Genomic DNA, 16,826 nt, shown 5'->3' on the forward strand with positions numbered 1-16,826 from the left:
CCCACGGCTACGGGGCGGGCGGCAGCGTGCCGCCGAGGCGTTCGGACAGGGCCCGGGTCGAGGCGAGGAGGCTCTCGCCGATTTCGGCGACCCGGTCCCGGGTGACGCGGGAGGCGGGACCGGAGACGCTGATCGCGGTGGCGACCGCCCCGCTGTGGTCGAAGACCGGCGCCGCGACGCAGCGGATCTCCTCCTCGTTCTCCACGTCGTCGATCGCGTACCCCCGCTCCCGTATGGCGCCCAGCTCGGCGCGCAGCCGCTCGGCGGTGGTGAGGGTGGCGGGGGTGCGGGGCGGCATGCCCCGCGCGATCACCTGGTCCACCACGGCGGGGGACGCGTAGGCGAGAAAGGCTTTTCCGACGGCGGTGCAATACGCGGGCTGGCGGCTGCCGATGCGTGAATGCATGCGCACCGGCTGGGGGCTTTCGACCTTGTCGATATAGACGATCTCCGGTGGATCGAAGACCACCAAGTGGACCGTTTCCCCTATGCCGTCGACGAGTTCATGCAGATGCGGGGCGGCGGCTTCGCGGAAGTCGAGCCGCTCCAAATAGACTTGGCCGAGGAACGCGTTCTGCGGACCGAGCCGATAGCGCCCGCTCTCGGCGTCCTGGTCCACCAGGCGCACCTCGCGCAGCGGTGCCAGCAGCCGCAGGACGGTGCTCTTGCTCAGCCCCAGGCCCCCGGCCAGGTCGGTGAGGGTCGCGCCGCGCGGATGCCCGCGGTCCTCGGCCAGGAACATCACGATGGACAGCGCCCGGCGCAGCGACGACGAGGTGTTGCGCCCAGGGCCGGTCCCGGCGGGGCGGTCGTCCTGGCCGCCGGGGGCGGTGTCCGGCCGAGATGTCATGCCGGGAAGGTAGCCGACCTCCACGTTTTTGCATAGCAGCATCGGATGCCGGAATTCGAAATCAACCATTGACGGCCTTGACCGGCTCGGTTAGCTTGTGCGCACTCAATACGGAATTCGATTCTGCATTGCAGAATCCCCAGAGCCCGACGGTCATCGCCGATCGCGGCCTCGATGATCTGTCTCGCTCTTTCTCACCCCCGAAGGGAGTCCCGCCATGGGACGACGACGCCTTCATGCCCGCAGAATGGCCGCGATATCCGTCAGCGCCCTCGCCGCCACCTCCCTGCTCGCCGCCTGCTCCGCCAGCCAGAGCCCGGCCTCGCAGTCGAAGAATTCCACCCTCCAGAAGGTGACCCGCAGCGGCACGCTGCGGGTGGCCAGCTGTCTGACGTTCCCGCCCTTCGGCTCGACGGACAAGGCCAACAAGCCCCAGGGCTTCGACGTCGATGTCGCCAAGGCCATGGCCAAGGCGCTGGGCGTCAAGGCGAAGATCGTCGACACCACCTCCGCGAACCGCATCCCCAATCTGCGCACGCACAAGGTCGACGCCGTGGTCTGCAACTTCACCACCACCGCCGAGCGCGCCAAGCAGGTCGCCTTCAGCGATCCGTACATCGTCGCCGGTGAGGTGCTGATGGTGAAGAAGTCCAGCGACATCGCGAGCCTCAAGGACCTCTCTGGCAAGAAGGTGGCCGTCACCAAGGGCTCCACCAACGGCGCGGCCGTGAAGGACGGCAACCCGAAGGCGCGGATCCAGGAGTACGACACCTCGGCGGCCGCCGTGCTCGCGGTCAAGCAGGGCCAGGCCGACGCCATGGTCGAGGACTCCAACTTCCTCAACTACCAGGCCAAGCTCGACCCCTCCCTCAAGGTCACCAAGGACTCCGTCGTACCGCTGGAGTACAACGCGATCGGGGTGGGCCAGGGCGACCCCGACTGGTTGCAGTGGATCAACACCTGGCTGCGTGAGTTCAACACCTCCGGCCAGAGCGCGGCCCTCTACAAGAAGTGGTTCGGCGTCAAGCCCGTCTACCCGCTGAACCCGTCCTACTGAGCCCTGCCGGGCGGCGGCCCCCCGGCCGCCGCCCCCGTGGAGGAACCCCATGTTCGCCGACTGGACGTACGCACTCCAGGACTGGCCCACCTACCTCGGCGCGGCCTGGCTGACCCTGAAGCTGTCCCTCGCCGCCTTCGTCCTCGCCTGCGCCCTCGGGCTGCTCGGCGCCCTCGCCCGCCGGTCGCGCCACGCCCTCGTCCGCGCCCCGGCCGCCGTGTACGTCGAGGTCATCCGCAACACCCCGGTGCTGCTCCAGATGTTCGTCGCCTACTTCGCCCTGCCCTCGGCCGGGCTGCGGCTCAGCCCCGTACAGGCGGGCATCGCGGCGCTCGGCGTCAACGTCGGCGCGTACCTCACCGAGATCTTCCGGGCCGGTATCCAGGCCGTCCCGCGCGGCCAGCGCGAGGCGTCCCGGGTGCTCGCCCTCAGCCCCTTCCGGACCTTCACGCACGTCGTGCTCCCGCAGGCGCTGCGCAACGTCTACCCGGCCGTGATCAACCAGCTCGTCCAGATCATCCTGGGCTCGTCGCTGCTCTCGGCCATCTCCGTCCCCGAACTCACCGGCACCGCCATGGTGATCAACTCCCGCAATCTGCTCACCATCCAGGTGTTCGGCATCGCCGCGGTGCTCTACCTGGTGCTCACCAACGTGGTCGTGCTGGTGGCGGAGCTGATCGGCCGCGCGGCCTTCAAACCGCCGCTGCGCCCGATCCGCCCCCACCAGTCGGTCCTGGCGGGTCTGCGGACCGCGGCCCGCCGTCTCGTTCCGATCCGCAAGGAGGCGTGATGGACTGGTCGGTCCTGTGGTCCAACCGGGACCTGTACGCCTCCGGGCTGTGGTCCACCGTCGGGCTGTCCGCCGCGGCCATCGCCGCCTGCACGCTGCTCGGCCTGGTCATCGCGGCCATCCGCACCAGCCGGATCCCCGTCCTGGCCCAGCTCGCCCGCATCTATTTGGAGATCTTCCGGGGCACCCCGCTGCTGGTGCAGATGCTCTTCATCTACTTCGGCGCCGCCTACCTCGGCATCGGGAACATCTCCGTCTTCGGCGCCGCCCTCCTCGCGCTCACCCTCTTCCAGGGCGCCTACGTCGCGGAGATCTTCCGCTCCGGCATCGAAGCCGTACCGCGCGGCCAGTGGGAGGCGGCGCGGGTCCTGGGCCTGAGCCGGATCCAGACCTTCGGGGCGGTGATCCTGCCCCAGACCCGGGCCATCGTGCTGCCCCCGCTGGTGGGCCAGTACCTCTCGCTCGTCAAGGACACCTCGATCGCCGTCGTCATCGGCTACGCCGAACTGCTCCGCGAGGGCCAGGCCATCGTGGACCGGGACGGGCACCCGGGCATGGCGTACCTGGCCATCGCCGTCCTGTACTTCGTCATCTGTTCCCCGCTGTCGGTCGTCGTCCGGCGCATGGAGAGAAAGGCCGTGACCGCCTGATGATCACCAAATCCCCCGAGGAACGGCCCGCGGCCACCACCGCCCAGGTCGCCCTGTCCGGCGTGCACAAGCGCTTCGGCGACCTGGAGGTCCTCAAGGGCGTCGACATCGAGGTCGGCGCCGGTGAGGTCGTCGTGCTCATCGGGGCCAGCGGCTCCGGCAAGAGCACCCTGCTGCGGATCATGTGCGACCTGGAACGCGCCGACCGCGGCGAGGTCTGGGTCAACGGAGTCCCGCTGCACGACCGCAGGCGCGCTCCCGAGATCTTCGGCCACGTCGGCATGGTCTTCCAGCAGTTCAACCTGTTCCCGCACCGCACCGCGCTGGGCAATGTGACCCTCGCCCTGCTGAAGGTGCGCAAGATCAGTCGTAAGGCGGCCGACGAGCGGGGCCGGGAGGTGCTGGCCCGGGTCGGGCTCGCCGACAAGGCGGACGCCTACCCGGCCCAGCTGTCCGGCGGTCAGCAGCAGCGTGTGGCCATCGCCCGCGCGCTCGCCATGGACCCCGCGGTCATGTTCTTCGACGAACCCACCTCCGCCCTCGACCCGGAGCTGGTCGGCGAGGTCACCGGCGTCATGCGGTCCCTGGCCGACGAGGGCATGACCATGGTGGTCGTCACCCACGAGATGCGGTTCGCCCGGGACACCGCCGACCACGTGGTCTTCATGGACGGCGGTGTCGTCCTCGAACAGGGCACGCCCGAGCGCGTCTTCGGCAGCCCGGCCGAGGCCCGTACCCAGCAGTTCCTGCACCGGGTGCTGGACACCTGACCCCGGCCGGGGGCCGCCGGATCAGCCCAGCGCGGTGAAGCTGAACGAGAACTCCGCCGGGGCCGCGAGCAGCCGGTGCGGCTCCAGCACCCCCGGCCCGCAGGACTGGCTGCCGATGCCCTGCTGGCCATGGTCGAGGTTCACCCACACCGTGTCGGGCGACGCGGCCAGATCCGGGGTGTGCTCGGCCGCGTCCAGCTGCTCCGTGGTCCAGCGGCGGGCCGTGAACCAGAACGGCGGGTGGCCCTCGATCCCCAGGCCCGTGCCGTCCGGGGAGGTCAGCTGCGCCCAGCGCACATCGGCCCGCGCCCCGTTCTCCTGCGGCCGCACGTACGGCGTCTGCAGCGCGTCCACCGACAGCGCCCAGCGCCCCAGCCGGGAGGCGGCCCGGGTGTCCGGGTACGCCTCGCCGGGACCGCCGCCGAACCACTCCGCGGCGCCCAGCCCGGCCGGTACCCCGAGCCGTACGCCCAGCCGGGGCAGCGGGCAGGTCCACGTCCCGAGCGGGGTGACGGAGACGCCCAGCCGCAGCCGGTCCCCCTCCGCGGTCCAGCGGTAGACCGCCGTCAGCCCGATGTCGGTCGCCGCGGGGGCGACCCGGGTACGGACGGTCAGCTCCCGGTCCGCGAGCTCGACCGCGTCGACCCGGTGCCGGAGCCGGTGCAGGCCCAGTTCCCGCCAGATCAGCCCGTAGCGCTCGTCGGGCTGCCAGGACGCGCCGTTGTCGTTGTCGGTGGGGGCGCGCCAGATGTCGAGCCGGGGGCCGGTGAGCGCAAGCCCGCCGAGCGCGGTCAGGGTGCCGGTGGCGGCGTCGAAGGTGCCCGGGCCGAGGGCGATCCGGCCCCCGTCGCGGCGCGGCGCCACCGTCGCCGCACGAGCGCCGGGTGCGGCGGCGGGTGCGGCCGCCACGCCGGGCAGCTGGGCCCAGGCCACCGGATGCCCCGCCTCGCCCCACGCCGTGGCGGCGGCGAGCCGCGCCTCGATCGTCCAGTGGGTCTCGTCGCCCGGCGCGGTGGCCGTGGGCGCGGGCAGCTTGAGGTCGGCGGACTCGCCGGGGGCCAGCGGCGGGACCGTCAGCCCGCCGGAGCCGACCACCACGCCCTCGGCCTCGTAGGCCCAGGTGAAGGCGAGATGGGACAGATCGGTGAAGTCGTGGCCGTTGGTGATCCGGACCGTCCCCGAAGCCCCGTCGCCCTCGATCCGCACCGGCTCGATGACCTTCTTGTACTCGATCAGCCCCGGGGACGGAGTGCGGTCGGGGAAGAGGAGTCCGTCGCAGACGAAGTTGCCGTCGTGCAGCTCCTCGCCGAAGTCCCCGCCGTACGCGTAGTAGAGCGTGCCGTTCGGCGTGTGCCGGGCGAAGCCGTGGTCGATCCACTCCCATACGAACCCGCCCTGCAGCCGCTCATGCGCCTCGAACAGCCGCTGGTATTCGCTCAGTCCGCCCGGTCCGTTGCCCATGGCGTGCGCGTACTCGCACTGGATGAACGGCAGGGTCCGGCGCCGCGCGTCCAGCGCGGCGTCGCCCCACGGCGCCTCGTCACGGGTGCCGATCCGCGCGACCTCCTCGTGCGGCGCGTACATCCGGGAGTAGATCCCGGTGTCGGCACAGGACAGATCGCCCTCGTAGTGGATCACCCGGGAGGCGTCGCGCTCCCGGATCCAGCCGGCCATCGCGGACAGCCCGCGGCCGGTGCCGCACTCGTTGCCCAGCGACCACATCACGATGGACGGGTGGTTCTTGTCGCGCTCGACCATCCGCGCGGCGCGGTCGATCAGCGCGGGGGTCCAGCGGTCGTCGTCGACCGGGTTGTTCCGCCAGTCGAGGTCGACGAAGCCATGGGTCTCCAGGTCGCATTCGTCGATGACCCACAGCCCCAGCTCGTCGCACAGGTCGAGGAAGGCGGGGTGCGGCGGATAGTGGCTGGTGCGCACGGCGTTGATGTTGTGCCGCTTCATCAGCTCCAGATCGCGGCGCATGGTCGCCGCGTCCAGCGCGCGGCCGGTCTCCGGGTGGAACTCATGCCGGTTGACGCCCCGGAACAGCACCCGCTGGCCATTGACCTTGAACACCCCGTCCTCGACCAGGACCGTACGGAAGCCGATCCGCAGGGCGATGGTCTCGCCCGCGGTGGTCAGCGTGCCCTCGTACAGCCGTGGCGTCTCCGCCGTCCACGGCTCGACGGCGACGGTGGCGCTCTCCCCGGTGGCCAGGTCGAGCCCCAGCTCGGGCACGGTGACCCGGCCGCCGCCCGGCTCGGCGTCGACCCGCAGCGTGCCCGCGCCGCCGAGATGGTCGTACGAGGCGTGCACGAAGAAGTCGGCCACGGCGCCCGCGGGGCGGTGCAGCAGCGTCACCTCGCGGAAGATCCCCGGCAGCCACCACTGGTCCTGGTCCTCCAGATAGCTGCCGGAGGACCACTGGTGCACGCGCACCGCCAGCGTGTTCCCCGACGGCTTCAGCAGACTTCCGACCGCGAACTCGTGCGGCAGCCGGCTGCCCTTGAACGTGCCCAGCTCCTCCCCGTTGAGCCAGACCCGGGCGCAGGACTCGACGCCCTCGAAGCGCAGCACCGCGTCCCCGCCGTCCGGCCAGTCGCCGGGCAGATCGAAGACGCGCAGATGGTCACCGGTCGGGTTCTCGGTGGGCACCCTCGGCGGGTCGACCGGGAACGGATAGTTCACATTGGTGTAGATCGGCGCGCCGTGGCCGTGCAGCACCCAGTGCGCGGGCACCGGGATCTCGTCCCAGCCGGACGCGTCGTAGCCCGGTCGGGCGAAGGAGTCGTCCTCGGTGGCCGCGGTCGGCGACAGCCGGAACGCCCAGGTGCCGACGAGGCTCAGCCGGGCGGCGCCGGAGCCGGGGGCCCAGGCGCGCGGCGGCAGGCATCCGGTGCCGGGGGAGACGTCCTCGTAGTAGGGAAGCGGCGGTGTGTGCGCGCGCGAGTTCATCGACTCTCCTCGGTCAGCCCTTGATACCGGTCTGTGCCACACCCTGCACGAGCCAGCGCTGGAGAAACACGAAGACGAGCACAAGTGGCAGGATCGATACGGCAGTTGCCATGAAGATCAGGTGGATGTTGATCGTCTGTGCGGTCATGTACGAGGACAGCGCGACCTGCACGGTCCACGAGCTCTGATCCTGACCGATCACCAGGGGCCACAGGAAGGCGTTCCAGCCGCTGATGAAGGTGATCACCGAGATGGCGGCGAAGAAGTTGAGCGAGTTGGGCACGACGATGCGCCAGTACGCGCCCCAGTAGCCCAGCCCGTCGACCCGGGCCGCCTCCTCCAGCTCCTTGGGGAACCCCAGGAAGTACTGGCGGAAGAGGAACGCGGTGAAGCCGCTGAACAGGCCGGGGATGATCAGACCGCGCAGCGAGGAGACCCAGCCGAGGGACGAGACCAGGACATAGCTCGGTACGAAGGTCACCGCCGCCGGGACCATGAGCGTGAACAGGACCGTGTACAGCACCTTGTTGGCGTGCTTGTACGGGATGCGGGCCAGCCCGTATCCGGCCAGCGAGCACACCAGCAGCGTGCCCAGCGTGTGCAGCACGGCCACCACGGTGGAGTTCCACAGCGCCCGGGCGAACGGTACGGACGGGTCGTCGAACAGCTCCTTGACGTTCCCCCACTGGAGATCGCCGGGCAGGAACTTCCAGTCCTCGCCGGTGATGTCCGGGTCGGTCGACAGGGCGTTGCGGATGATCAGATAGAACGGGACGAGGAACAGCAGCGTCGCCACGCCGAGCGCGAGATAGAGCCCGGTGCTGCTCATGACGGAGCGCGGGGTGCGCTTCTTGACCGGTGCCGTGAGGGTCACTTGTCGTCACCCCTTCCGAGGCCGAGGAGCTTGCCCTGCACCAGGGTGACCATGGCGATCAGCAGGGCGAGGATGAGGGCGCCCGCGCTGGCGTGCCCGTAGTCCTGGTTGGCGCCGAGCGCCTGGAGGTACAGCTCGACCAGCGGCGGGCGGCCCCAGGTGGCGCGGCCCTCGTCCAGGATGTTGTAGAACTCGTCGAACGCCTGGTAGGCGGCGATGAGCAGCAGCAGGACGACCGCCACCGAGGTGGCGCGCAGCTGCGGCAGGGTGATGTGGCGGAACGTCTGCCACCCGGACTTGGCGCCGTCGACGGCCGCCGCCTCGTACAGCTCGCGCGGGATGTTCTGGAGCGCGGCCAGGAACAGGATCATGTAGAACCCGCACTGGAGCCACAGCCGGGCGGTGCAGATCACCAGCCAGTACCAGGGCGGATGGGGCGAGGCGAGCCAGGCGACGGAGTCGACGCCGAACCACCCCAGCACGGTGTTGACCATGCCGTAGTGCAGCCCGTTGAACATCGACATCTTCCAGACCAGCGAGGCCACGACGAAGCTGCACGCGGTCGGCAGGAAGAACACCGAGCGGAAGAACGCCTTCATGAAGCGGATGCGGTGTACCAGCAGCGCGAGGGCGAGGGAGAGCGCGTAGGTGATCGGGACGATGATCGCGGCGAAGACCGTGAAGTTGATCAGGCTGTCCACGAAGTCGCCGTCGCCGAGCATGTCGGCGTAGTTGCCGAGCCCGACGAACTCGGTGGGCGCGACGGTGCCCTTCGCGTTGTACAGGCTCAGCCAGAGGCTCCAGCCGATCGGTACGTAGACGAAGACGATCAGCCCGATCAGGAACGGGCCGGTGAACAGCCAGAAGTTGAGGGCGCGGCCGCGGCTGCCGCCGAGTCCGCGCAGCCGTCGCCCGGCCGGGGCCGCCTTGCGGGGCGTGCGGCCGGGGGCGGCGCTCTGGGTGGGTGTGGTGGTCGCCATGTCAGAGTTCCGGCCGCGGCCTAACCGAGCTTCTTCAGCTCGCGCTCGATCTTCTTATCGGCCTTGTCGAGTTCGGCCGCCGGATTCTTGCTGTCGCGCACCGAGTTGACCACCGCGTCGAGCACGATGTTGAACATGCCCTCGGTCCAGTACGGGTCGTCGAAGATGCCGTGGCTGTTGAACAGCTCGACGGCCTCGGCGGCGACCCCGTCCTTGAGCTTGTCCGCCCCGGCGGCGATGCTCTTGCGCGCGGGAATGTGGAACCCGTAGTCCAGCGCCCATTCCTGCTGGTACTTCTTCTGTTCGATCCACAGCCACTTGACGAATTCCTTGGCCCCGTCGACGTCCTTGGCCTTGGCGGAGACGTAGGTGGACCAGCCGCCGTTGTAGACCACCGGGCGGCCCTTCTTCCCGGACTTGGGGAAGGGGAAGATGCCGAAGTCGTCGCCGAACGCCTTCTGGATCGCCGGTATCGCCCATATGCCGCACCACTGGATCGCGCACAGCCCCTGGACGAAGCTGGTCGGGTCCCAGGTCTCGGTCGGCGCGCCCAGCAGCAGCGACTTGCTCTGGTACAGCTCCCGCGCCTTGGTGAGGGTCTGCTCCAGCTCGTCCGTGTGGTAGGCGATCTTGTGGTCCTCGGTGAGGTAATGGGTGCCGTTGGACCAGACGAGCGGCTTGCTGATGGTCTTCAGGTTCTGGCCGATGTACAGCCCCTTGACCTTGCCCTTGGTCAGCTTATGGGCGGCGTCGATCAGTTCGTCGAACGTGGTCGGCGGCTTGACCCCGGCGTCTTCGAAGAGGGACTTGCGGTAGAAGAAGAACTGCGGGTCGTCGATCATGCGGATTCCGTAGATCTTTCCGTCCACGGAATTCGCCGTGAGGTCCTCCGGCAGGAAGTCGTCCTTGACGTCGGCGATGATGTCGTCGAGCGGGACGATCTGCTTCGAGCGCACCAATTGCAGATCGGGGTGGTATTCGAAGACATCGGGGCGGCCCGAACCCAGCAGGGAGGTCGCCAGCTTGGATTCGTACTCGCCCGGCACCCATTCGATGGTGACCTTCGCCTTGTCGTACGCGTCGGCGAACTTCTTGGCGGCCTGCTGGGTGCCCTGCTCTCCGTAGGCGTGGTACATCTGCTTGATCGACTTGCCACCGCCGCTGGCGCGGCCGGTGTTCGAACCGCAGGCGGCGAGCCCGCCCAGGGCGGCCACCCCGCCGACGGCGCGCAGCACGCTGCGGCGGTCCCAGTCCCTGGCGTCCCTGGCTCTGTTCATTGCCGACATCTGGCGTCCTTGTCTCGGTTCACGATCACGGTGCGACGGTCTCGGTACACGATCAGGTTCACGATCAGGCGCACGGCCAAGTGCGTTGGTGCAGCGGGACGTTAGCCATAGACGAAGACTTCGGCAAGGGGTTGGACGAAGTGCCCGGCGGGAGTTTTGGGGCGGTTCGAGCGTTCGAACGAAACGGGGTGTGGGATCGCTCCCACGCCCCCGGTGCCGCCGTTTACGAAGGGGTGCCGCGGGTCCTCGCGGTCGCCGCGCGGCGGTGCTTCAGCCCGGCGGACGTCAGCGACCCCTCCAGCACGAAGGTCGCCGCCCCGAGGCTCACGGGGTTCGACGGGATCGGGCACAGCACGATCTCGGTGCTCGCCAGCGGACGGCCCAGCGCCCGCCCGGCCACCGCCTCGCGCACCTCGGCCAGCAGTCCTTCGCCCAGCGCGGCCGCGACCCAGCTGCTGAGCACGATCACTTCCGGGTTGAGCAGATTGACCAGGTCGGCGAGGCCCGCCCCGAGATAGCGGGCGGTGTCGCGGACCGCCCGTACGGCCACCGGGTCCCCGGCCGCCAGCCCCCGCCCCAGGGCCTCGATGGTCGCCGTCTGGTCGTCCGGGTGCAGCAGCGGGCTGTCCGGGCTCAGTTCGCGCAGATTCCGCATGATGCCGGGCGCGCCGACGTACGTCTCCACACAGCCCCGGTTGCCGCAGTGGCACTGCCGCCCGTCCAGGATGAGGGTGGTGTGCCCCCACTCCCCGGCGCTGTTGCTGACCCCGCGGTGCAGCGTCCCGCCGAGCGCGAGCCCGGCGCCCACGCCCGTACCGAGGTTCACCACCACCGCGTCGCCCCGCCCGCGCGCCGCGCCGAACCACTGCTCGGCCACGGTGCACGCGCGCAGCGGGTTGTCGAGGTACAGGCGGTACGGGATGTGATCGGCCAGCATCCGCAGCAGCGGTACGTCGTGCCAGTCCCAGTTGGGCGCGAAGACCGACACCCCGCCCTCCCGGTCCACCTGCCCGGGCATGCTGACGCCGACGCCCAGCACCCGGTCGGGCGCGATCTCCGCCTGCCCGACCACGGACGCCACGGCGGCGGCGATGTGCGCCACCACCTTGGTCGGGTCGTTCTCCTCGGGGCGCTCCGGGCGCAACTCCTCGTCGGCGCGGGCGAGCACGGTCAGCGCGAGGTCGAACAGCTCGACATGGATGTACGTCTCCGCGACGTCCACCCCGATCAGCGCGCCCCCGGAGGAGTTGACGGCGACCAGGCCGCGCGGCCGGCCGCCGTCGGAGTCCTCGTACCCGACCTCGACCAGCATGCCCAGCTCCAGCAGCTCGCCGACGAGGTTGGCGACCGTGGCCAGGCTCAGCCCGGTCGCCGCGGCGACCTCCTGCCGGGACACCGGGGATTCGGCGACGATGTGGCGCAGCACCCCGTAGCGGTTGGCGGTGCGGATGTCGCGGGACGTGCGCTTCACGCCGGAATCCCCTCCGTGGCTCTCTCGGCTGATGCCGCGCCAGGCTAGAGCGTGCGCCGGACCATGGACAACCCCTTCGCACAACCCTTGTACGAACCGTCAGAGGTGAAAGGTGACGTGGTGAACCGCCGGAGCCGGGAGCCCGGGCGGGGGCTAGGCGGGGGCCGGGCGGGGGCGGCAACTCTAGCGGGCCTCGAGCACCTGCCGTACGACGGGCCCGGCGGCGTCGCCCCCGTGTCCGCCCGCCGTGACCACGGCCGCCGCGGCCATGTCGTCCCGGTAGGCCGTGAACCAGGCGTTGGTCGTGGCTTGGCCGTCGATCTCGGCCGAGCCGGTCTTGGCGCCGATGTCGCCGCCGAGGCCCGCCATCGCCCTCGCCGCCGTGCCGCTCGTCGCCGTCAGCCGCATCATGCCCTTGAGCTGCTGCGCCGCCGCCGGGCTCAGGCCGCGCTCGCCGGTGGCGAGGCTACGGTCGTCCATCGACCGCGGTACCAGCACCGGCTGTTGGAACGTGCCCGTCCGCACGGTGGCCGCCACCGACGCCATCGTGAGCGGATTCATCTGCACCGTGCCCTGCCCGATGACCGCCGCGGCCTTGCCGTCCCCGCCCTCCGTCGGCACCGAGCCGTCGAACGTCGTGACACCCACCTGCCAGTCCAGCCCGATGCCGAACACCGCCCGCGCCTCGTCCGCGATCCCGCCGTCGGGTATGGAACCCGCGAGCGAGACGAACGCGGTGTTGCAGGAGGCCGCGAAGTCCTGCGCGAAGGTGGCGCTCGGGTTCTCGCTGTCCTCGACGTTGTGGAACGTCATGCCCTGCGCGTACGCCGCCGTCTTCGGGCACGGTACCCGCTGGGCGGGCGTCACCTTGCCCGACTCCAGCAGCGTGGCGGCCGTGATGATCTTGAACGTGGACCCGGGCGCCGTCTGTCCCTGTAACGCCGCGTTGAACTCGGCCTTGTCCGCGTTGGCCACCGCGAGGATCTCCCCGGTGCTGGGCTTGAGCGCCACCACGGACGCCCCCTTCCGCCCGCTCACGGCCGACTCCGCGCGCCGCTGCGCCTTCTGATCGAGCGTCGTGCGCACGCTCCCGGGCTTGCCCTTCGTCACCACATGCAGCGTCGCCCCGGCCGTGCCGTCGGACTTGACCGCCGCCACCTCGACCCGGGACGCGCCACCGGCCTTGTCGCCGTATCTCGCCCGCAGCGCGTCCAGCACCGGGTCGAGGGACGGATAGCGGCCCTGCTTCAGCACCTGGCCGCTCCGGTCCAGCACCCGGACCGGCTGATCGTCCGCCATGCCCGTCTGTAACGTTTCACCGGCTGCCAGTTCGGGATGGATGACCGCGGGCTTCCAGTCCACCAGCGGCTTCCCCGTCGTCCGGCCCCGCACGATGGTCAGCTTCGAGTCGTACGTCCAGGTCGAGCGCTTTCCCTGATAGGCGATCTCCGCCTCTACCCGGAACGGCACCGTGCTGCTGTCGGCCTTGCCCGCCGTGAGCGTCACCTTCTCCACCCGGCCGTCCTCGCGGTAGCGGCTCAGCGCGGTGGTCGCGCTCTGGGCGTCGTTGGTGAACGCGGCGGCCCTCAGGTCGTTCTGATCCGCCCACGCGGCCAGGAACTCCCGCGCCGTGTCCTTGACGTCGGAGGGCGTCACCGCGCCGTCCGGAACCGACGGTCCACTGCCGCCGGTCAACCCCGTGTAGAGGTTGTACCCCCCGATCCCCGCAACTCCGATGAACCCCGCTAACGCCGTACCGAGTACGACTCTCCCCGCTGCACGCATGGCGTGACCCGCCCCCAGGTGTGGTCGGCGCCCCGCTTCTCAGGCCGCCTGCTCCATCTCACCGCGCAGCGCCCGCGTGTACACCCCGAGCAGCCTCCCGTACTCCGCCCGCTCGGCAGGCCGCAGAGGCCGCCCGGCCCGGGCCCGCAGAAACACGCGGATCGCCTCGTTGGCCTGGTCGGTGGAGGTGGTCAGTAAGGCAGGGCTCTGGGGAGTAGGAGTCGGACGCATGACCAATAGAGTAGGGGCAGCCACTGACAAGCGCTGTGGCCTAAACCTCTCAACTGGGCTGTTACCGCCGGTATGTGAGGAACAACGCATCGGCCGCACGGGTGTTCCCTCGCCGCCCCGCCCGGCATATGCCCCGACCCCGCCGTGTCCCTTGCGGGCGCTGACCAGCGGCGTTTCGGCGAGCATCGCGTCAGACCTTCCGTACGACCACCCCGGCGGCGGTCAGCCGGTCCGTCTCCTCGTCCGCCGCGGTGTCGTCCGTCACGACGGCGTCCAGGGCGGAGGCGGCGGTGACGAACGCCAGGGCGGTGCGGGCGAGTTTGGCGGCCTCCGCGGCGGCGATCACGCGGCGGGACGAGGCGATGGCGGCGCGCTTCACGGCCGCGTCGTCCATGTCGTAAGCGGTCAGCCCGTCCGCGGAGTTGAGCCCGCAGCAGCCGATGACCGCGGTGTCGAAGCGCAGCGCGGCCAGCGACGCCAAGGTCAGCGGGCCGGTCAGTGCCAGCTCGCCCTGCCGGGGCCGCCCGCCGGGCACCAGCAGCGTCACCCGCGGGGCCCCGGACAGTGCGTTCACGGCGGGCAGGGACAGCGGCATCACGGTCAGCCGACGGCCCTCCAGCGCCCGGGCCACCTCCAGGCAGGTGGTGCCGCTGTCGAGGACGACGGATTCCCCGTCCGCGATCAGCCCGGCGACCGCCGCGGCGATGCGCCGCTTGGCCTCCTGCCCCTCCTGGGCGCGCAGGGCGAACGGCGGCTCCTCGCCGCGCAGCAGCAGGCTCCGCGCCCCTCCCCGGTAGCGCTCCAGGACGCCCTGCCCGGCCAGCACCTCCAGGTCGCGCCGGATGGTCATCTCCGAAGCGCCGGTGAGCGCGGCCAGTTCCGCGACCCCGACGCGGCCCGCGCTCCGTACGGCCTCGGTGATCTGCCTCAGTCGATCTGTGCCTGCCATGACGGTATTGAACACTCGTGATGTTCGAAAGGCAACTTTATGAACACGATAGTTGTTCGCTACGCTCATGGCATGGAGTGCACGGAGAGTTCGCTGCGGGCCGCCCGGGTGGCCACCTTCACCTACTTCGCCCTGAACGGCTTCCTCATGGGGATGTGGATCGTCCACATCCCCGGCATCGAGCACCGCGCCGGGACCGGCCACGCCGTATTCGGCTGGCTCCTGCTCCTCCTCGGCGCGGGAGCCTTCGTGGCCATGCAGATCGCCGGTCCCCTCACCGACCGCTTCGGCGCCCGCGTCGTCGTACCGGTCGGCGCGGCACTGTGCGGCGCCACCCTGATCCTGCCGGGCCTGGCCACGAACGTCTGGACGCTGGGGGCGGCGCTCCTGGTGCTCGGAGTGGGCAACGGCTGTCTGGACGTCAGCATGAACGCCCACGCCGTCCAGGTCGAACACGGCTACGGGCGGCCGGTCATGTCCGCCTTCCACGCCACGTACTCGCTCGGCGGTGTCCTCGCCTCGCTCGTCGGCGCCCGTACGCTCGCCTGGGGCTGGAGCCCCGCGGCGACCCTCACCGCGGCGGCGGCCCTCGGCCTCGCCGTGGCCGCGGCGGCGTCCCCCGCGCTGCTACGGCCCGCCCCCGCCCCCGCCCCGGGCCCCGATGTCGCTGTGGTGAAGACCCGGTACCGGACGCCCCGCCGCATCTGGGCGCTGGCCGCCCTGGCGCTGATGATCATGCTGTGCGAGGGCGTGGCCAACGACTGGAGCGTGCTCCACCTGCGCAACGTCCTGGACGCCCCCGCCGCCACCGCCGCCCTCGCCTTCGGGGCCTTCGCCACCGCCATGACGGCCGGCCGCCTGCTCGCCGACCGCGTGGCCGCCCGGGTCGGCCCGGTGGCCATCCTCCGCTACGGCGCCTCCGCCGCCGCCCTCGGCATGACCGTGGCCGCGCTCTCGCCCTGGATCCCCCTGGCCCTGCTCGGCTGGACCGTGTTCGGCGCCGGACTCTCCGGCTGCGTCCCCCAGCTCTTCAGCGCCGCGGGCCACACCGACCAGGCCGCCGCCGGCGCCAACGTCTCCCGCGTCGCGGGCCTCGGCTACCTCGGCATGCTCGCGGGCCCCGCCGTCATCGGCCCCCTGACCCACCTCGTACCACTGAACCTGACCTTCTTCCTCCCCGTCGCCTTCTGCGCCATCGCCGCGTGCGCGGCGGGCATCCTGCGGCCCCCGGCGCCGGAACCGCAGCCCGGAAAACCGCTTGCCCCCGCCGCCGTCCAACGGTCGGATGAGGCCCCATGACCCCAGCGCCCCTTATCGACGGCACCCTCGTACGACGGCTGATCGCCGGACAATTCCCGCAATGGGCGGGGCTGGACGTCGAACGGTTCCCGTCCGGCGGCACCGTCAACGGCGTGTACCGGCTGGGCGATGCCATGGCCGTACGGCTTCCGCTGGTCGCGGGCGGAGCCTCGGACGTCACGACGGAGCGGACGTGGCTGCCCCGCCTCGCGCCCCACCTGCCCACGCTCATCCCCGAGGTGCTCGGAACCGGGGAGCCCGCCGAGGGCTACCCGTGGCCGTGGTCGGTGCACCGGTGGCTGACGGGGCAGAACCCCGAGGAGGGCGCTCTGACCGAACCCATCCTCCTGGCCAAGGACCTGGCCGAGTTCGTGGCGGCGATGCGCGATGTGTCCCTGCCGGACGCCCCGAAGGCCTACCGGGGTGGTCCACTCACTTCGCTCGACGCGTCGACCCGGGGCGCGATCGAGCAACTGCGGGCCATCCCGGAGGAGGGCGTCGACTGCGACGCAGCCCTCGCCGTATGGGACGACGCCCTGCGGACCCCGGACTGGCCCGGCCCGCCGGTATGGCTGCACGCTGACCTCATGCCGGGCAATCTGCTGGTGGACGCCGGGGGCCGACTCACCTCGGTGATCGACTTCGGCTGCATGGGGGTGGGCGATCCGGCCTGCGACCTGTTCCCGGCCTGGGGTCTCCTGCCTGCCTCTGCTCGGGATGCCTTCCGCGACGCGCTAGCCGTAGACGACGAGACCTGGACCCGCGGCCGCGCCCGCACCCTCTCCCAGGCCCTGATCGCCCTACCGGACCACCGGAACACGAACCCGGCGATGGCGCGCAACGCCCGCCACGTGATCCGGGCGGTGCTGGAGGGGGGCTGAG

Annotated in this window: 15 protein-coding genes; 6 read left to right on the forward strand and 9 right to left on the reverse strand. The window is 70.8% G+C overall.

Annotation, left to right across the window (positions count from 1 at the left end; genetic code table 11):
• Window positions 1–7: 7 nt before the first annotated feature.
• A complete protein-coding gene (locus tag ACZ59A_RS36475; RefSeq protein ID WP_470967869.1) occupies window positions 8–850 on the reverse strand; it encodes an IclR family transcriptional regulator in 843 nt (280 codons plus the stop codon).
• Window positions 851–1,097: 247 nt separating this feature from the next.
• On the opposite strand from ACZ59A_RS36475, the gene ACZ59A_RS36480 reads away from it, so the two are divergent.
• The 4 genes from ACZ59A_RS36480 to ACZ59A_RS36495 are packed head-to-tail and all read left to right on the forward strand — an operon-like array spanning window position 1,098 to window position 4,117.
• The gene (locus ACZ59A_RS36480; RefSeq protein WP_470967871.1) at window positions 1,098–1,907 is read left to right on the forward strand and encodes an ABC transporter substrate-binding protein; all 810 of its coding nucleotides are present in this window, start codon (window positions 1,098–1,100) and stop codon (window positions 1,905–1,907) included.
• Window positions 1,908–1,956: 49 nt separating this feature from the next.
• Window positions 1,957–2,697 carry an amino acid ABC transporter permease gene (locus tag ACZ59A_RS36485; protein ID WP_470967873.1) on the forward strand — a complete coding sequence of 247 codons (741 nt, stop codon included), beginning with the start codon at window positions 1,957–1,959 and terminating at the stop codon, window positions 2,695–2,697.
• Window positions 2,697–3,347: an amino acid ABC transporter permease gene (locus tag ACZ59A_RS36490; protein WP_470967876.1), complete on the forward strand. Its 651-nt coding sequence runs from the start codon at window positions 2,697–2,699 to the stop codon at window positions 3,345–3,347. Before ACZ59A_RS36485 ends, ACZ59A_RS36490 begins: the two co-directional genes overlap by 1 nt.
• Window positions 3,347–4,117 (forward strand): amino acid ABC transporter ATP-binding protein, encoded by a 771-nt coding sequence (locus tag ACZ59A_RS36495; protein ID WP_468046739.1) that lies wholly within the window; start codon window positions 3,347–3,349, stop codon window positions 4,115–4,117. The genes ACZ59A_RS36490 and ACZ59A_RS36495 overlap by 1 nt, the downstream gene beginning before the upstream one ends.
• Window positions 4,118–4,138: 21 nt before the next feature.
• Here the strand turns inward: ACZ59A_RS36495 and ACZ59A_RS36500 are convergent, their stop codons facing one another.
• The 8 genes from ACZ59A_RS36500 to ACZ59A_RS36535 all read right to left on the reverse strand — a co-directional run bounded on the left by ACZ59A_RS36500 (window position 4,139) and on the right by ACZ59A_RS36535 (window position 14,645).
• On the reverse strand, window positions 4,139–7,069 hold the full coding sequence (locus ACZ59A_RS36500) for a glycoside hydrolase family 2 TIM barrel-domain containing protein (RefSeq protein ID WP_470967879.1): 2,931 nt from the start codon (window positions 7,067–7,069) through the stop codon (window positions 4,139–4,141).
• Window positions 7,070–7,082: 13 nt separating this feature from the next.
• A complete protein-coding gene (locus tag ACZ59A_RS36505) occupies window positions 7,083–7,943 on the reverse strand; it encodes a carbohydrate ABC transporter permease (RefSeq protein WP_468046743.1) in 861 nt (286 codons plus the stop codon).
• Window positions 7,940–8,923, reverse strand: a complete 984-nt coding sequence (locus ACZ59A_RS36510; protein WP_470967882.1) for a carbohydrate ABC transporter permease — start codon at window positions 8,921–8,923, stop codon at window positions 7,940–7,942. Before ACZ59A_RS36510 ends, ACZ59A_RS36505 begins: the two co-directional genes overlap by 4 nt.
• Before the next feature lie 20 nt (window positions 8,924–8,943).
• Window positions 8,944–10,200, reverse strand: a complete 1,257-nt coding sequence (locus tag ACZ59A_RS36515; protein WP_470967884.1) for an ABC transporter substrate-binding protein — start codon at window positions 10,198–10,200, stop codon at window positions 8,944–8,946.
• 232 nt (window positions 10,201–10,432) lie between these two features.
• Window positions 10,433–11,680 carry an ROK family protein gene (locus ACZ59A_RS36520; protein ID WP_470967887.1) on the reverse strand — a complete coding sequence of 416 codons (1,248 nt, stop codon included), beginning with the start codon at window positions 11,678–11,680 and terminating at the stop codon, window positions 10,433–10,435.
• 183 nt (window positions 11,681–11,863) lie between these two features.
• A complete protein-coding gene (locus ACZ59A_RS36525; RefSeq protein ID WP_470967889.1) occupies window positions 11,864–13,465 on the reverse strand; it encodes a penicillin-binding transpeptidase domain-containing protein in 1,602 nt (533 codons plus the stop codon).
• Between the two features lie 39 nt (window positions 13,466–13,504).
• The gene (locus ACZ59A_RS36530) at window positions 13,505–13,696 is read right to left on the reverse strand and encodes a hypothetical protein (RefSeq protein WP_470967892.1); all 192 of its coding nucleotides are present in this window, start codon (window positions 13,694–13,696) and stop codon (window positions 13,505–13,507) included.
• 190 nt (window positions 13,697–13,886) lie between these two features.
• Entirely contained in the window at window positions 13,887–14,645 is a 759-nt protein-coding gene (locus tag ACZ59A_RS36535) for a DeoR/GlpR family DNA-binding transcription regulator (protein WP_470967894.1), read from the reverse strand.
• Between the two features lie 72 nt (window positions 14,646–14,717).
• On the opposite strand from ACZ59A_RS36535, the gene ACZ59A_RS36540 reads away from it, so the two are divergent.
• Together ACZ59A_RS36540 and ACZ59A_RS36545 are read left to right on the forward strand one after the other, a co-directional pair.
• Window positions 14,718–15,944: an MFS transporter gene (locus ACZ59A_RS36540; protein WP_470967896.1), complete on the forward strand. Its 1,227-nt coding sequence runs from the start codon at window positions 14,718–14,720 to the stop codon at window positions 15,942–15,944.
• Window positions 15,941–16,825, forward strand: coding sequence for an aminoglycoside phosphotransferase family protein (locus tag ACZ59A_RS36545; RefSeq protein ID WP_470967899.1), 885 nt, complete (start codon window positions 15,941–15,943; stop codon window positions 16,823–16,825). The genes ACZ59A_RS36540 and ACZ59A_RS36545 overlap by 4 nt, the downstream gene beginning before the upstream one ends.
• Window position 16,826: the final 1 nt, after the last annotated feature.

The organism is Streptomyces sp. NPDC040405 (assembly GCF_055595765.1).

What these genes read in the sequence shown, in the direction of transcription:
- ACZ59A_RS36475 (WP_470967869.1), bottom strand. Translation starts at nt 850, where the DNA reads ATGACATCTCGGCCGGACACCGCCCCCGGCGGCCAGGACGACCGCCCC.
- ACZ59A_RS36480 (WP_470967871.1), top strand. Translation starts at nt 1,098, where the DNA reads ATGGCCGCGATATCCGTCAGCGCCCTCGCCGCCACCTCCCTGCTCGCC.
- ACZ59A_RS36485 (WP_470967873.1), top strand. Translation starts at nt 1,957, where the DNA reads ATGTTCGCCGACTGGACGTACGCACTCCAGGACTGGCCCACCTACCTC.
- ACZ59A_RS36490 (WP_470967876.1), top strand. Translation starts at nt 2,697, where the DNA reads ATGGACTGGTCGGTCCTGTGGTCCAACCGGGACCTGTACGCCTCCGGG.
- ACZ59A_RS36495 (WP_468046739.1), top strand. Translation starts at nt 3,347, where the DNA reads ATGATCACCAAATCCCCCGAGGAACGGCCCGCGGCCACCACCGCCCAG.
- ACZ59A_RS36500 (WP_470967879.1), bottom strand. Translation starts at nt 7,069, where the DNA reads ATGAACTCGCGCGCGCACACACCGCCGCTTCCCTACTACGAGGACGTC.
- ACZ59A_RS36510 (WP_470967882.1), bottom strand. Translation starts at nt 8,923, where the DNA reads ATGGCGACCACCACACCCACCCAGAGCGCCGCCCCCGGCCGCACGCCC.
- ACZ59A_RS36515 (WP_470967884.1), bottom strand. Translation starts at nt 10,200, where the DNA reads ATGAACAGAGCCAGGGACGCCAGGGACTGGGACCGCCGCAGCGTGCTG.
- ACZ59A_RS36525 (WP_470967889.1), bottom strand. Translation starts at nt 13,465, where the DNA reads ATGCGTGCAGCGGGGAGAGTCGTACTCGGTACGGCGTTAGCGGGGTTC.
- ACZ59A_RS36530 (WP_470967892.1), bottom strand. Translation starts at nt 13,696, where the DNA reads ATGCGTCCGACTCCTACTCCCCAGAGCCCTGCCTTACTGACCACCTCC.
- ACZ59A_RS36535 (WP_470967894.1), bottom strand. Translation starts at nt 14,645, where the DNA reads ATGGCAGGCACAGATCGACTGAGGCAGATCACCGAGGCCGTACGGAGC.
- ACZ59A_RS36540 (WP_470967896.1), top strand. Translation starts at nt 14,718, where the DNA reads ATGGAGTGCACGGAGAGTTCGCTGCGGGCCGCCCGGGTGGCCACCTTC.
- ACZ59A_RS36545 (WP_470967899.1), top strand. Translation starts at nt 15,941, where the DNA reads ATGACCCCAGCGCCCCTTATCGACGGCACCCTCGTACGACGGCTGATC.